Source organism: Nitrospirillum iridis (genome assembly GCF_014205765.1).
Classification (GTDB): Bacteria; Pseudomonadota; Alphaproteobacteria; order Azospirillales; family Azospirillaceae; genus Nitrospirillum; species Nitrospirillum iridis.
The window spans coordinates 160,069-173,237 of record NZ_JACIIZ010000002.1 but is presented as its reverse complement, the minus strand read 5'-3'; the positions used below and the strand labels follow the sequence as shown (position 1 = coordinate 173,237).

Here is a 13,169-nt window from a genome sequence, read left to right as displayed (position 1 = left end):
TCCGATAACACATCGTCACCTCCCCCTTTCCTGGCCATGGGCGGGCATGGGGGCGGGTTTGGCGGCGGGCATGGGCGGGGCGGTCCCGGAGGTGGGCCTCACTGGCGGCACGGCGGCGGCTTCTGGGGCGGCGGGGGCGGCATGCCCGGCGGCGGCCGCAAGCTGTCGTCATCCGACCTGCAACTGGTCCTGCTGGCCCTGCTGGAGCAGAAGGCCGCCCACGGCTATGAGCTTATCCGCGCGCTGGAGGAACGCTCCGGCGGCTTCTACGCCCCCAGTCCGGGGGTGATCTATCCCGCCCTGACCTATCTGGATGAGATTGGCCACGCGGTGGCGGAGCCGGAGGGCAACCGCAAGCTTTACCGCCTCACCGACGCCGGCCGCGCCCATCTGGACGGCCACCGGGGCACGGCCCTGGCCATCCTGGAGGCGCTGGGGCGCATCGGCGGACGCATGGACCAGGTGCGCGAAGCCTTCGCCGGTGTCACCGACGCCGACCCCGAAGCGTCGGAGGAACTGCACCGCGCCCGCCACGCGCTGAAAAGCGCGATGTACGCCAAGCGTGGATGCGACGCGGCCGAAGCCCGGCGCCTGGCCGACATCCTGCGCCGCGCCACGGCCGAGATTTTGAACAGCGACACACGAGAGACCGAATGACTGACAGTCAACAGCGGCACCAGATTGGCCGCATGCGCTTCGACACCCGCCGCCGCACCCTGACGGTGGTCAGCGTGACCCACCTCACGCCTAAGATGCTACGCGTGGTCCTGACCTCGCCCGAGCTGGCGGACTTCGACAGCCGCGGCGCAGACGACCACATCAAGCTGTTCTTCCCCGGGCCGAATGGCGAGCCGCTGATGCGCGACTACACCCCCCGCGCCTTCAGCCGGGAGGAGCGCACCCTGACGCTGGACTTCGCCCTTCACGACGCCGGCCCGGCCACCGCCTGGGCCATGGCCGCCAAGGTGGGCGACACCCTGGAGGTCGGCGGCCCCCGAGGCTCCATGATCGTGCCGGACGATTTCGACTGGTACCTGCTGATCGCCGATGAGACGGGCCTGCCCGCCATCGGCCGCCGGCTGGAGGAACTGCGCGCGGGCGTGCCGGTCATCACCGTGGTGGCCGTGGACAGCGCCGCCGAGGCGCAGGCCATCGAGACCAAGGCGCAATGGACGGCGCATTGGGTGACCCGCGATAGCGCGGGCGCCAACGACGCCGATACCCTGCGCCGCGTGGTGGAGGGGCTGACCCTGCCGCCGGGCGACGGCTATGTCTGGATCGCGGCGGAGGCCACGGTGGCCAAGGCCCTGCGCGGCCATGTCGTCGACACGCTGAAACACCTGCCCCAATGGATGCGGGCGTCCGGCTACTGGCTGCGGGGCGAGGCCGGCGCACACGAGAACCTCTGATCCCGTTAGCTATAGAGATCGGTGCGCACCGCATGGTCGTAATGCGCATCGATCGCCCGCCCCTCGGCAGCGGTCTTCCGGGTCATGGCGGCCAGCATTTGGCCAGGCGTCGGCAGGCTGCCCCGTTCCAGCCGGGTGGCAGGGTCCCATAGGCGTGCCCGGTTCAGCGCCTTGCCGCAGTGGAACAGGACCTCATCCACCGTCACCACGACGACGACCTTGGGAACCTTGCCGCCCTCCGCGAGATCGGAGCGCAAGGTCGCGTCTTGCGTCAGGCGGCCGCGCCCGTTGATACGCATGAAGACATCCAGGCCGGGGAAGAGAAACAGCATTCCCAACCGGTCGTCCGCCTGAAGGTTGCGCATGGATTCGATACGATTGTTGCCCGGCCAGTCGGCGAACGCCACGGTCTTCGGGTCCAATGTCCGTACGAAGCCAGGCGGCCCGCCGCGCGGCGACGCGTCCAGTCCACCATCCCTTCCGGTGGCCAGGCAAAAGAAGACCGCCTTGCGCAGATACTGGATATGGAAGTCGATCAGTTCGGGCATCACCGCCTTCTGGACGTGTTCCATGGGGGGATCGTAGAGCGCGTCCAGGTTCGGAGTGTCGGCATGCTGGGCGGACATCTGTCTCTCCATGGGGCTCAATCCAATCCAGCCTTGCCCGGTGCCCAATAGGCCTTGGCCTGGCGCCGTGACGCCGCGACGCCCTGGTCCTTCAGTGCCCGGGTCAGTTGCTGGATGGCTGGCGCCCGGCCAGTCAACGTGATCGCCGCCCCGTCACGGGCGGCACGTGTCAGCGCGTCGGCGGCCGCCGTCAGGTGGCCGTCGCCGGCAAGCCGGCCAATCAACGTCGCATCCCCCAGTCCCACCGCATCCAGCACGGACCGGGCCTCCGCCTGGTCCGACACCTCGAAGACACAGCGGAAGCCGCTGCCCAGCGCGATACGGCAGGCCAAGCCCAGGGCGAACGAGGTCTCATCCCCGAACAGCGCCCAAGGCCCCTCGCGGTCCGGAAAATCCAGGGAACGGCGCGGGCCCATGAACTGGCAGTGGTCTCCGACCCTCAGCCCCTCGGCCCACCGGCTGCCCGGTCCGTCACCGTGGGCGAACACCAACAGCTGTGTCGTCCCCCTGATCCCCTCCCAGGACACCGGGGTATAGGTACGGGCGGCCAGACCGGTGCCCATGGCGACCTGTATCTTCTGCCCCGGCGCCCACAACATGCCCTGAAGCGCCTCCCCCTCCAGCCGGATCCGACGGAAACGCGGGGACAAACGCTCAATCGCCCCCACGCGGGCGGAGCGCATGAACCACCGCAGCAAAGTCCGCGTCACAGCGCCCGGTGCCGCTGCGGGGACGTCGCCCCGCTCCCGGCCCAGTTCCTGATTGTCCACCATCGATACTCCCAGGCCCGGCCCAGCGCCGGCGTCCGGGAATTGGTATCTCGATGGGGGCTTGGCGTCATTGGCCAATCATGCCAAATAATTTCGAGAATCCGCCAACATGCGCATGACGGAGCGGAAGCAATTCCATGCCCATTCTGAGAGACTTGGCCGGCAGCGACGGCGACTGGCCAGCCGGTCTGATCAACCCGGATGAGGTGCCCCGCCCCATCGCCGCGTTCGGCGTCATCGGGCTCACCACCGGCATCGAACTGGCACCCCACCGCCACCGCAAGGCGCAGCTGCTGATGGCCTTGCGCGGCATCCTCACCTGTGAGGCTGAAAACGGCCTGTGGATGGTGCCACCCAACTGCGCCTTGTGGATTCCAGGCGGAACGCTGCACGCCATCCAGGTGTCGGGGACGATCGAAGGCTATAACGCCTTCATAGATCCCGCCGAAACGGCGGCGATGCCCGCGCACTGCTGTACGGTGGCGGTGACGCCGCTGCTGGTGGCCCTGCTGGTCCGGGCGTCCGCCCTACCACAGCTCTACCCCGAGGCCGGCGCGGAGGCCCGCCTGGTCACCGTCCTGCTGGATGAAATCGCGGCGGCGCCGGAGGAACGCCTCCACCTGCCCATGCCCAAGGACGACCGCCTGCGCCGGCTGGCAGCCTTGATGATGGCGGCGCCGGGAGAGCGCGGGACCCTGGAGCAGTGGGCCAGACGCACAGGCCTCAGTGGGCGCACCCTGGCCCGCCTCCTGGCGCGGGAAACAGGCATGAGCTTCGGCCAATGGCGCCAGCGGCTGACCATCATGTTGGCCCTGCAGCGGATGGCGGAGGGGGCGCCGGTCCAGCAGGTGGCGCTGGACCTGGGCTATGAGAGCGCCAGCAGCTTCGTCACCATGTTCCGCAAAGTCCTGGGCGCTCCACCCGCCCAGTACATGGCCCGGCAGCGGGAAACCGATTCCATCAGAATCCCATGACCGCGTTTTCCACCGGTAGCTGCCGGTGGCGCGGTTGCGGCGCCTGGTCGGGCCGCCAGGCCTGTCCCTTGTCAAGCGCGTCGGCATCGGGCACCACCCCGGCCAGGGTGAAGGCGTCGAAGACGAAAGGCAGGCCGTCCGCCGCCGCGACGTGGCCCTGGTCGCCCACCTGCAGATGCAGATGTGGCGCGTCGGACTGGCCGGAATTGCCCAGGCGGCCCAGCACCTGGCCCCGGCGCACCGCCTGGCCCGGCCGCACGGCGATGCTGCCGGGAATGAGGTGGGCGTAGACCACGTAGACACCCCCGATGTGCAGGATGACCTGGTTGCCGGCGATGGTATCCAACGTGGCCTTCTGCGCCGCCGGCTGTCCGGGAACATTGTCGGGCAGGCCGTCCCGGATGCTTTCGATCACGCCGTCGGCGACCGCCAGGATCGGTTGGCCGTAACCGGCCCAGGAATCATTGCTCGCCTGGTCCCCACTGAATTCCCGGCCGTCCTCGCCCAGCTTCATGAAGTCGATGGCGTAGCGCTCCGGCACCCGCGCCTGGCCGTCCACCACCATGAGCGTGGTGCGGTGGATGGAGGTGTTGGACAGCGCGTTGAAGGCCACCCACCCCAGCCCCATGAGCGGGGACGACAGGACGACGGCCGGCGTCCGGTCCAGCGGGACCGGAACGGTCGCGTTCAGCGTGGTGTCGGGCAGTCCGGGCCTGAACGGCGCGATGCTGAGCCCCAGGCGCACGTCGCCCACCATGATCCCATCCGACACTGGAACGTCGAAAAGGGCGACGGCGAAGCTGTTGCCGCCAATGGTCGCCGGCGAAGGCCCGCCCTCCGCGGAAGGCTCTGCCGCCTTCCCCCCCGGTCTCTGCAACAGCTCCGCCAAGGCTTTGTCCTCGAACCGGCCCAGCGCCTCCGGCTGCTCCACCGTGCCCAGGCGCAGGGCCGACAAGGTCAGGGGAAGCGTCGAGAAATTGGAGATCACCGCCTCGAACACCAGGTGCCGCCCGTCGGTCGTGGGGACCACGCTGGCGGGTCGCAGCACGCGGATATCCAAGGGCGTAATGGAATGGGCAACCGGCTCCGCCTGTTGGGCGTAAACAGGCACGGTCGTGCCGAAGGTCAGGACGGCACTGACCACCACGCCCAGGACGTAACGGCGGACCATACGGCCTCCCGAAACATGGTTAACGACACGGCCGAGAATGCCGGATCACGCGCGCCGGTCAAGACAAAGTCCCGGCCGCCGATGAGCCCCCGAATACCTCACTGCCCGCGCAGATCAATGAAACATGAGGAACCGATTAACGCCCGGCCTATCCTCCCGGTCACTACGCCAGGTCGTATTGGTCGACAACATGTCCACAGCATGAGTTTCGACCATTCCGGTGAGGGTCCCATGTTTTCGCGCGTTTACCTGCCCCTAGTCGTGGCAATCGGGCTGGCGACGCCTGCCTGGGCCGCAGGTCAAGCCACCAAAACGGAGGCTGTGGCCATGGTGACTCGCGCCGTCGCCCACCTGAAAGAGGTGGGGCGCGAAAAGGCCCTCGCCGATTTCAGCACCGCGGGCGGGCCCTACACCGACCGTGACCTTTACGTGGTCGTGTACGATCTGACCGGCACATGCCTGGCGCACGGCGCCAACGCGAAACTCATCGGCAAGAACCTGAGCGACGCCGAGGATGTGGACGGGAAGCTCTACATCCAGGAGCGCATGGCCCTCGCCAAGGCTAACAAGACCTTCTGGCAGGACTACAAGTTCACAAATCCCTCCACCAAGAAGATAGAACCCAAGGAAATGTACTGCCAGGTGGACAGTGATCTGGCTGTGTGCTCGGGCATCTATAAGCAGTAGCCCCAGACAGGCGGTAGAGTCCGATCGATCATCCAATTTTGATTTCTGGAGGCTGGCATGTCGATCGCCAGACGGGTTTCTTTACTCTTTTTCCTGCTCGCTGGTGCGACGCTGTGCCTCAATCTCGTTCAAGTCGTATCGGTTCATCGACTGGCGACCAAGGCCGACTCCGCCTTTGTCCAAGGGGTGGAAAGCGACGCCATCATCGACAATTTCACCATCACCCTGGCCAACCAGCGCAGAGCGCTTTACGAACTGGTGGCATTGGCGGCCACCGGCGCGCAGGCGGACAAGGTGCGGGTCGCCAAGGAGCAGGTCCAGGCGCTGACGGCTCAGGTGGACCGGGGGAGCCCCCAATTCCTTGCCGTCGCGACCGCCATCGGCCAAGTCCAGAATCTGGACGCGCTGGAACCCCTTCTGCGCAAATACGTCAAGAAAAGCGCCGACCTTCTCGACATCATCGATGGCGATGTCGCCACCACCCTGACCTTCAGCGGCAGCCTGGAACGGGCGGCGGCAAGCCTGCAGGAGACCATCACCGCCATCAAGGGCAGGGAGGCCGCCATCCTGGATGGGGCCAAACGGCAGGTGTCCCAATCCATCCTTGTCACCTATCTCGTGCTAGTGATCGGCGCCTTGGTGCTGGGTAGCGTCATCACCGCCATGTTCCGCTTCATCACCAAAGGCATCGCCCGTCCACTCGCCACCCTCACGGACATCGCCCACCGATTGTCCGCCGGGGCCCAGGATCTGGCCATCGAGCCCGCCCTTAGCCGCCGAAGTGATGAGATCGGACGCATGGCGGCGGCCATCGCCGTCCTGGTGGATCACGAAACCGAACGTTCCCTGCTGCACCATGAGCAAAGCAAGGCCGCCGACAGCGAGCGCAAACGCGCCCATCTGATCGCCAACCTGTCCGCCACCTTTGACAGCGCCGCCCGGTCCACGTTGCAGGAAACCCTGGCCGGCGTGCGGCAGTTGGAGGAAACGGCGCGGACCATCGCCCTGGGCGCGAATGAAACCCGCGACGCGTCGACCGGCATGGCCAGCGCCATCGATACCGCCGCGGACAATGTCCATAAGGTTGCGACCGCCACGACCCACCTCGCCGACGCGCTGACCGAAATCCGGAACCGGGTGGACGTATCCATAGGTGCCGCGCAGGACGCGGTGGCGGAGGCGGAACGGACGGATACCCTGGTAAAAGGTCTGACCGGTGCCGCCGACAAGGTGGGCATGGTCGTCAAGATGATCTCCCAGATCGCCGGACAAACCAATTTGCTGGCCCTGAACGCGACCATCGAGGCGGCGCGCGCCGGCGAAGCCGGCCGCGGGTTCGCCATCGTCGCCGCCGAAGTGAAGTCCCTGGCGCGCCAAACCGCGCAGGCGACGGAAGAGATTGGCGGTCAGATCGGCGAAATCCAGGACGTGGCCCAGACCGCCGTCGCGGCCTTGAACGCCATCGCCACGACCATAGAGGCGATGCGTGACTCCAGCCTGGCCGTCGCCGGCGCCGTGGAGGAACAGACGCGCATGACGGATGAAATCGTCAGAAGCGTGCATCTGGCTGGCGAAAGCACGGCCCAGGTCACCACCCGGGTGGAAAGCGTCCTCCGCGGCGCCACCGGGGCCACGGAAGCCTCACACAACCTCTCGGGCGCCGCCCAGGGGCTGACTCATCGGTCGGAGGCCTTGGCCGCGGCCATCAGCCGATTCCTGGATGACGTGCGCACGGCTTGAGGTCCCATCCATCCACCACCGTCGCAAAGGACGGGTGCCCCGTCAGGGCGTCTCCAGGCGCTTCAGCAACTGGAGCGCCGCGACTTTCTCCGCCGCCCGTTTGGACGGGCCGCTGCCCATCTCGCTGCCCTTGCCCTGGACGGCCACCCGCACGGTGAAGACCGGCTCATGGTCCAGCCCGCTACGCGACACCTGCTCATAGACCGGGAGGGGCAGACCACGGGCGAGTGCCCATTCCTGCAGGGAGGTCTTGGGCTCCACCGGGGGCAGTTCCGCGGCGTCGATGCGGCCCGCCCAATGCCTGCGGATGAAGGCGCCGGCCACATCGAGGCCGCCATCCAGGTAAAGGGCGCCGATCACCGCCTCGCACGCGTCCGCCAGGATGGCGGGCTTGGCCCGGCCGCCGGCGTCGGCCTCACCCGGGGCCAGGCGCAGATAGCGGCCCAGATCAAGGTTTTCGGCCACGCCCGCCAGGGCCTCGGCCCGCACCAGCGCGGTGTGGCGCTTGGCCAGGCCGCCCTCGTTCTCGTCGGGGAAACGCTCCAGCAGCCAGCCGGCGATGACCAGGCCCAGCACCCGGTCGCCCAGGAACTCCAGCCGTTCATAGTGACCGGTGGCGGCGCGGGGACCGCGTCCGATACCAGCCACGCTGGGGTGGGTCACCGCCTCCAGCAAGTGGCGGGGATCGGTGAAGACATGGCCCAAGGCGGCGGCCAGCGTCGCGACATCGGCACCGCCGGTGTCCAGCGGGTTGGCGCCAGGGGCGACGGGCGTGCCCATGGCGTCAATGCGCCTTGTTGAAGATCTGGCCGAAGCGGATGGCGGTCGGCCACTTCCAGATTTCCCAGAAGTGCACCCCCTCCTCCAGCGAGAAGAACTTGAACTGGGCCTTGCCCACCAGGTTCTCCAGCGGCACGTAGCCGACGACGGTCAGGACGCGGCTGTCCTGGCTGTTGTCGCGGTTGTCGCCCATGCAGAAAATGTGGCCCTCGGGCACGGTGTAGACCGGCGTGTTGTCCAGGCCGCCCTCGTCACCCATGATCTCGATGATGGTGTGCTGCACGCCGTTGGGCAGGGTCTCGATATAGCGCGGCACGCTGCTCTCGCGACCGAACGGCGTCTCCATCGTGTAGTCCGCGATGCGCTCGCGCTTCACCGGCTCGCCATTGATGTGCAGGATGCCGTCTATCATCTGGATGCGGTCGCCGGGCAGGCCGATGACGCGCTTGATGTAATCCTGGCTGGTATCGGTCGGCAGGCGGAACACCACCACGTCGCCCCGCTCCGGCACGCTGCCCATGATGCGGCCATGGAACAGCGGCAGGCCCAGCGGCAGGGAGAAGCGGCTGTAGCCGTAGCTGAACTTGGACACGAAAACGTAGTCGCCGATGAGCAGGGTCGGGATCATGGATCCCGAAGGGATGTTGAACGGCTCGAACGCCACGGTGCGCACGCCCAGCGCGATCACCAGGGCATAGATGACCGTCCGCACCACGTCGCCCCAGCTTTCCGCCTGCGGTTGGGTGGCCGCGCGGCCGACGCGATCATTCTGGCTCATAGGACGAAACAACCTCGTAGAGTGGGTGGCACCGATCTAGCGGCCCCACCAGGATTTTCAAGCGATACCACTGTTGCCCGGGCCATTGCCAACCCCATCGGCCGGCGCCGCGGTGATGATGACGAAGGCCTCGGCCAGCGGCGGCTCATCCGTCAGCGTCAGGTGGATGCGGGCCACCATGCCCGGCGGGGTCATCGCCCGCAACCTCTCCAAGGCGCCACCGGTGAGACATAATGTCGGCTGGCCGCTGGGCAGGTTGATGACCCCCATGTCGCGGTGGAACACGCCTTCACGGAAGCCGGTGCCCAGCGCTTTGGAGCAGGCCTCCTTGGCGGCGTAGCGCTTGGCGTAGCTGGCGGCCCGGCCGCCGGACTTGGCGCGACGGTCCGACTTGGCCTGTTCCACATCGGTGAACACCCGCTCGACGAAGCGCTGTCCGAAGCGTGCCAGCGTCTTCTCGATGCGGGTGATGTCGATCAGGTCGTTGCCGATGCCCAGGATCACGCTCCCGGGCTGGAAAGCGCCGGGACTCATCAAATGGCCCGCGCCTGGTCCATCAATACGCGCATCTGGCGGATGGCGCCCTCCAGGCCGACGAAGACGGCCTCGCCCACCAGGAAATGGCCGATGTTCAATTCCCGCAGCTGGGGCAAGGCGGCGACCGGCACGACATTGTCGAAGCGCAGGCCGTGGCCGGCGTGGCATTCCAGGCCGATGGCCTCCGCGTGCCGGGCGGCGTCCGCCAGACGCGCCAGTTCCATCTCCACCTCGGCGGCGTCCTCGGCATCGGCGTAGCGGCCGGTGTGCAGTTCCACCACCGGCGCGCCGACCTTGCGGGCGGCGTCCAGCTGGTCCCGTTCAGGCGCGATGAACAATGACACGCGGATGCCGGCGTCGTTCAGGCGGCCGATGAGGGGGGCAAGATGATCGTATCCGCCGACCACGTCCAGCCCGCCCTCCGTGGTCCGCTCCTGCCGGCGTTCCGGCACCAGGCAGGCCGCATGCGGACGGTGGCGCAGGGCGATGGCCAGCATCTCCTCCGTCGCCGCCATCTCCAGGTTCAGCGGTAGTGAAATCTCCGACATCAGGCGGTCGATGTCGCTGTCCCGGATGTGGCGGCGGTCTTCGCGCAGGTGGGCGGTGATGCCGTCCGCACCAGCGTCGGCGGCCAGATGGGCGGCGCGCAGCACATCGGGATGGGCGCCGCCACGGGCGTTGCGGATGGTGGCCACGTGGTCGATGTTCACGCCCAGTCGCAGGCGCTGGCCCGGGAAGTTGGACGGCGGCACGAGGCTCATATCAATCTCCGGCGGACCTGGGCTGATGTTCCAGGACCGGATGGTGGTGGCTGGCGGCGATACGGTGATGCTTGTAACGCGCGATCAGGGGACGCAACACCATAAAAACCAGGGGCCAGGTCAGGGCGGCGGAGAGGAACCCGCCCACCGTCATGGGCGCCACCACCTGCCAGGCGCTGTGGCGCAGCACGTTCCACGAAAGCTCCATGGGGCCGTTGCCGTGGGGATGCGTGTGCAGGACGAAGCACCCCAGGCGGTAGGTCGCCAGCCAGATGAAGGGCCAAGTCACCGGATTGCCGAACAGGGTGCCCAGCAGCGAGGCGGCGATGGAGCCGCGCAACAGCCAGGCGAGCCCGATGGACAGCGGAAAGTGCACGCCCATGAAGGGGGTCATCGCCATGGCGACGCCGCTGGCGAAGCCGGCGGAAATGCCGTATGGCGTGCCGGGCACGCGGCCCACGCGGTGCATCCAATACCGGCCGGCCCGGCGCCAACCCATGGTGGGCCAGAACGTTTCCTTCACGGCTTCAGCGAATGGCCTTTTTTCACGTCGGCGGAACATAAGCCTGCTGCCCCTGGGATGAGTGTCGGCGGGTGGGTGTCGCCCTCCTGACAAACCTGCACTGTTTTAGACCTAGGGACGACACGGCGCCAGCGCCGTATCACCTTCGTCTAGGCCGTTCGCGCCACAAGCCCCACGGCGCGGCCGGCCCCTCCCCTGCACCGTCTTTTCGCCGGTCAGCGGCCCCGGGCGCGGTCAACGGAATTGATGACCGGCGTGGCCCTGAGGGCGGCGATGATATTGGTCAGATGTTTCACATCATGCACGTCGATATCGATCAGCATCTCGAAAAAGTCGGTCGTCCGGTGGGTGATCTTCAGGTTGGTGATGTTGCCGGCGTTCTTGCCGATCACCGTGGACACGGTGCCCAGGCTGCCCGGCTCATTCGCCACCACCACCGTGATGCGGCCCACCTTCTCGTCCGCACCCTCGGCCTCGTTGTCCCAGGAGACGTCGATCCACCGCTCCGGACTGTCGTGGAAGCTCTCCAGCGTCTCGCAGTCGATGGTGTGGATGGTGACGCCCTTGCCCGTGGTGACGATGCCGACGATGCGGTCACCCGGCAACGGGTGGCAACAGCGGGCATAGTGCACGGCCATGCCCGGGATCAGGCCCTTGATGGGCAGCGGGCTGTCCTTGCCCTTGGGCTTGACCTTGCCGCGGGTCAGCTGGACGATCTTCTCGTCCGGCGTCACCTGCTGCACAACCTTGTGCCCGGGGAAGACGGCGTTGAAGACGTCGCGGGCGCCGGCCAGGCCGGCACCGATGGCGGCGATCAGGTCGTCGACCGACTGGTACTGGAAGATCTTGAGGACGCCGTCCAGCGCCTTGTCCGAATAATCGTAGCCCTCGTGGCGGAAGATCTTCTGGATCATCGCCCGGCCCAGCTCGATATGCTGGGCGCGTTGCTGGGTGCGGATATAGCGGCGGATGCGCGCCCGGGCCTTGCCGGTGACGACGAAATTTTCCCAGTCCGGCGATGGCGTCTGCGCCTTGGAGGTCACCACCTCCACCTGGTCGCCGTTCTGCAGCTGGCTGCGCAGCGGCTGGATGCGGCCGTTGATCTTGGCGCCGACGCAGGTGTCGCCGATCTGGCTGTGCACGGCGTAGGCGAAATCCACCGGCGTGGCGCCGCGCGGCAAGGCGATCAGGTCGCCCTTGGGCGTGAAGCAGAACACCTGGTCCTGGAACAGTTCCAGCTTGGTGTGCTCCAGGAACTCCTCCGGCCGGACCGCGTGCTCCAGGATGTCCAGCAGCTCGCGCAGCCAGCGGTATTGCCGGCCTTCCGTCTTGGGCTGGTTGCTACCGTCCGACTTGTAAGCCCAGTGGGCGGCCACGCCCAGTTCGGACACCTCATGCATCTCGTCGGTGCGGATCTGCACCTCGATGCGCTGACGCTCCGGCCCAATGACGGTGGTGTGCAGCGAGCGGTAGCCGTTGGGCTTGGGCGTGGAGACGTAGTCCTTGAAGCGCCCGGGGACCACCGGATAGCGGGCGTGGATGACGCCCAGCGCCTGGTAGCACTGCTCGATGGAGTTCACGGTGATGCGGAAGGCCATGACGTCGGACAACTGCTCGAACGTCACGTTCTTGCGCTGCATCTTGCGCCAGATGGAATAGGGCGCCTTGCGCCGGCCCGACACGGTGGCCTCGGGCAGGCCGTTCTCGTGCAGCGTGTCGACCAGCTCATGGATGATGCGGTCGACGCGGCCGGCCCCCTGCTCCTCCAGATCCTGCAGGCGCTTGGTGATGCTGTCGTAGGCGTCCGGGTTCAGTTCCTTGAACGACAGCTCTTCCAGCTGGTCCTTCCAGCGCTGGATGCCGATGCGCTCGGCCAGCGGCGCGTAGATCTCCAGCGTCTCGCGAGCGATGCGCTTGCGCTTCTCCGGCTTGGACAGGTAGTGCAACGTCTGCATGTTGTGCAGGCGGTCGGCCAGCTTGACCAGCAGGACGCGGATGTCTTCCGACATCGCCAGCACCAGCTTGCGGAAGTTCTCCGCCTGCTTGGACTGGTCGCTTTCCAGGTTTTGCAGCTCGATGCGCGACAACTTGGTCACGCCATCCACCAGCCGCGCGATCTCCGGCCCGAACAGGCGCTGCACCTCTTCCAAGGTGGTCAGCGTGTCCTCGACCGTGTCATGCAACAACGCCGTGATGATGGAGGCGCTGTCCAGCTTCAGCTGGGTCAGCAGACCGGCCACCTCCAGCGGATGGGAAAAGTAGGGGTCGCCGGAAGCGCGCTTCTGCGAGCCGTGCGCCTTCATGGAGAAGACGTAGGCGCGGTTGAGCTTGTCCTCGTCCGCGTTGGGATCGTAGGACCGGACCCGCTCAACCAACTCGTACTGACGCATCATGAACGCCCTGCCCGGCCCCT

General features: G+C 67.0%; 14 protein-coding genes. 5 read left to right on the top strand and 9 right to left on the bottom strand.

The genetic code is table 11. The annotated features are described in order from the left end of the window. Positions 1 to 141 precede the first annotated feature (141 nt). Both FHS74_RS03765 and FHS74_RS03760 read left to right on the top strand, forming a co-directional pair. On the top strand, positions 142 to 657 hold the full coding sequence (locus FHS74_RS03765; protein WP_246462900.1) for a PadR family transcriptional regulator: 516 nt from the start codon (positions 142 to 144) through the stop codon (positions 655 to 657). Further along, positions 654 to 1,409, top strand: a complete 756-nt coding sequence (locus tag FHS74_RS03760) for a siderophore-interacting protein (RefSeq protein WP_184797605.1) — start codon at positions 654 to 656, stop codon at positions 1,407 to 1,409. Before FHS74_RS03765 ends, FHS74_RS03760 begins: the two co-directional genes overlap by 4 nt. Positions 1,410 to 1,414: 5 nt before the next feature. On the opposite strand, the gene FHS74_RS03755 is transcribed toward FHS74_RS03760, so the two are convergent. After that, positions 1,415 to 2,035 (bottom strand): MSMEG_1061 family FMN-dependent PPOX-type flavoprotein, encoded by a 621-nt coding sequence (locus FHS74_RS03755; RefSeq protein ID WP_184797603.1) that lies wholly within the window; start codon positions 2,033 to 2,035, stop codon positions 1,415 to 1,417. A 17-nt stretch (positions 2,036 to 2,052) separates the two neighbouring features. Then, a complete protein-coding gene (locus FHS74_RS03750; RefSeq protein WP_184797601.1) occupies positions 2,053 to 2,808 on the bottom strand; it encodes a siderophore-interacting protein in 756 nt (251 codons plus the stop codon). Between the two features lie 134 nt (positions 2,809 to 2,942). On the opposite strand from FHS74_RS03750, the gene FHS74_RS03745 reads away from it, so the two are divergent. Next, positions 2,943 to 3,779, top strand: coding sequence for an AraC family transcriptional regulator (locus FHS74_RS03745; protein ID WP_184797599.1), 837 nt, complete (start codon positions 2,943 to 2,945; stop codon positions 3,777 to 3,779). Here FHS74_RS03745 and FHS74_RS03740 read toward each other — a convergent pair. After that, positions 3,766 to 4,950, bottom strand: a complete 1,185-nt coding sequence (locus tag FHS74_RS03740) for a M23 family metallopeptidase (protein ID WP_184797597.1) — start codon at positions 4,948 to 4,950, stop codon at positions 3,766 to 3,768. The two genes, FHS74_RS03745 and FHS74_RS03740, sit on opposite strands and share 14 nt — an antisense overlap. A 231-nt stretch (positions 4,951 to 5,181) precedes the next feature. Here FHS74_RS03740 and FHS74_RS03735 point away from each other — a divergent pair, with 231 nt between their 5' ends. Together FHS74_RS03735 and FHS74_RS03730 are read left to right on the top strand one after the other, a co-directional pair. Then, a complete protein-coding gene (locus FHS74_RS03735) occupies positions 5,182 to 5,637 on the top strand; it encodes a cache domain-containing protein (RefSeq protein ID WP_184797595.1) in 456 nt (151 codons plus the stop codon). Between the two features lie 57 nt (positions 5,638 to 5,694). Further along, positions 5,695 to 7,377: a methyl-accepting chemotaxis protein gene (locus FHS74_RS03730; RefSeq protein WP_184797593.1), complete on the top strand. Its 1,683-nt coding sequence runs from the start codon at positions 5,695 to 5,697 to the stop codon at positions 7,375 to 7,377. Positions 7,378 to 7,419: 42 nt separating this feature from the next. Here the strand turns inward: FHS74_RS03730 and rnc are convergent, their stop codons facing one another. The 6 genes from rnc to FHS74_RS03700 all read right to left on the bottom strand — a co-directional run bounded on the left by rnc (position 7,420) and on the right by FHS74_RS03700 (position 13,149). Next, positions 7,420 to 8,157: a ribonuclease III gene (gene rnc / locus FHS74_RS03725; RefSeq protein WP_184797591.1), complete on the bottom strand. Its 738-nt coding sequence runs from the start codon at positions 8,155 to 8,157 to the stop codon at positions 7,420 to 7,422. A gap of 4 nt (positions 8,158 to 8,161) precedes the next feature. Further along, a complete protein-coding gene (lepB, locus tag FHS74_RS03720; protein WP_184797588.1) occupies positions 8,162 to 8,935 on the bottom strand; it encodes a signal peptidase I in 774 nt (257 codons plus the stop codon). Between the two features lie 57 nt (positions 8,936 to 8,992). Next, positions 8,993 to 9,469: a holo-ACP synthase gene (gene acpS / locus FHS74_RS03715; RefSeq protein WP_211106091.1), complete on the bottom strand. Its 477-nt coding sequence runs from the start codon at positions 9,467 to 9,469 to the stop codon at positions 8,993 to 8,995. Beyond that, entirely contained in the window at positions 9,469 to 10,233 is a 765-nt protein-coding gene (locus FHS74_RS03710) for a pyridoxine 5'-phosphate synthase (protein WP_184797586.1), read from the bottom strand. The genes acpS and FHS74_RS03710 overlap by 1 nt, the downstream gene beginning before the upstream one ends. Position 10,234: 1 nt before the next feature. Beyond that, complete coding sequence (locus FHS74_RS03705; RefSeq protein ID WP_184797583.1) at positions 10,235 to 10,732, bottom strand: DUF2062 domain-containing protein; 498 nt, start codon at positions 10,730 to 10,732, stop codon at positions 10,235 to 10,237. Positions 10,733 to 10,971: 239 nt separating this feature from the next. Next, positions 10,972 to 13,149: a RelA/SpoT family protein gene (locus FHS74_RS03700; protein ID WP_184797581.1), complete on the bottom strand. Its 2,178-nt coding sequence runs from the start codon at positions 13,147 to 13,149 to the stop codon at positions 10,972 to 10,974. Positions 13,150 to 13,169 lie beyond the last annotated feature (20 nt).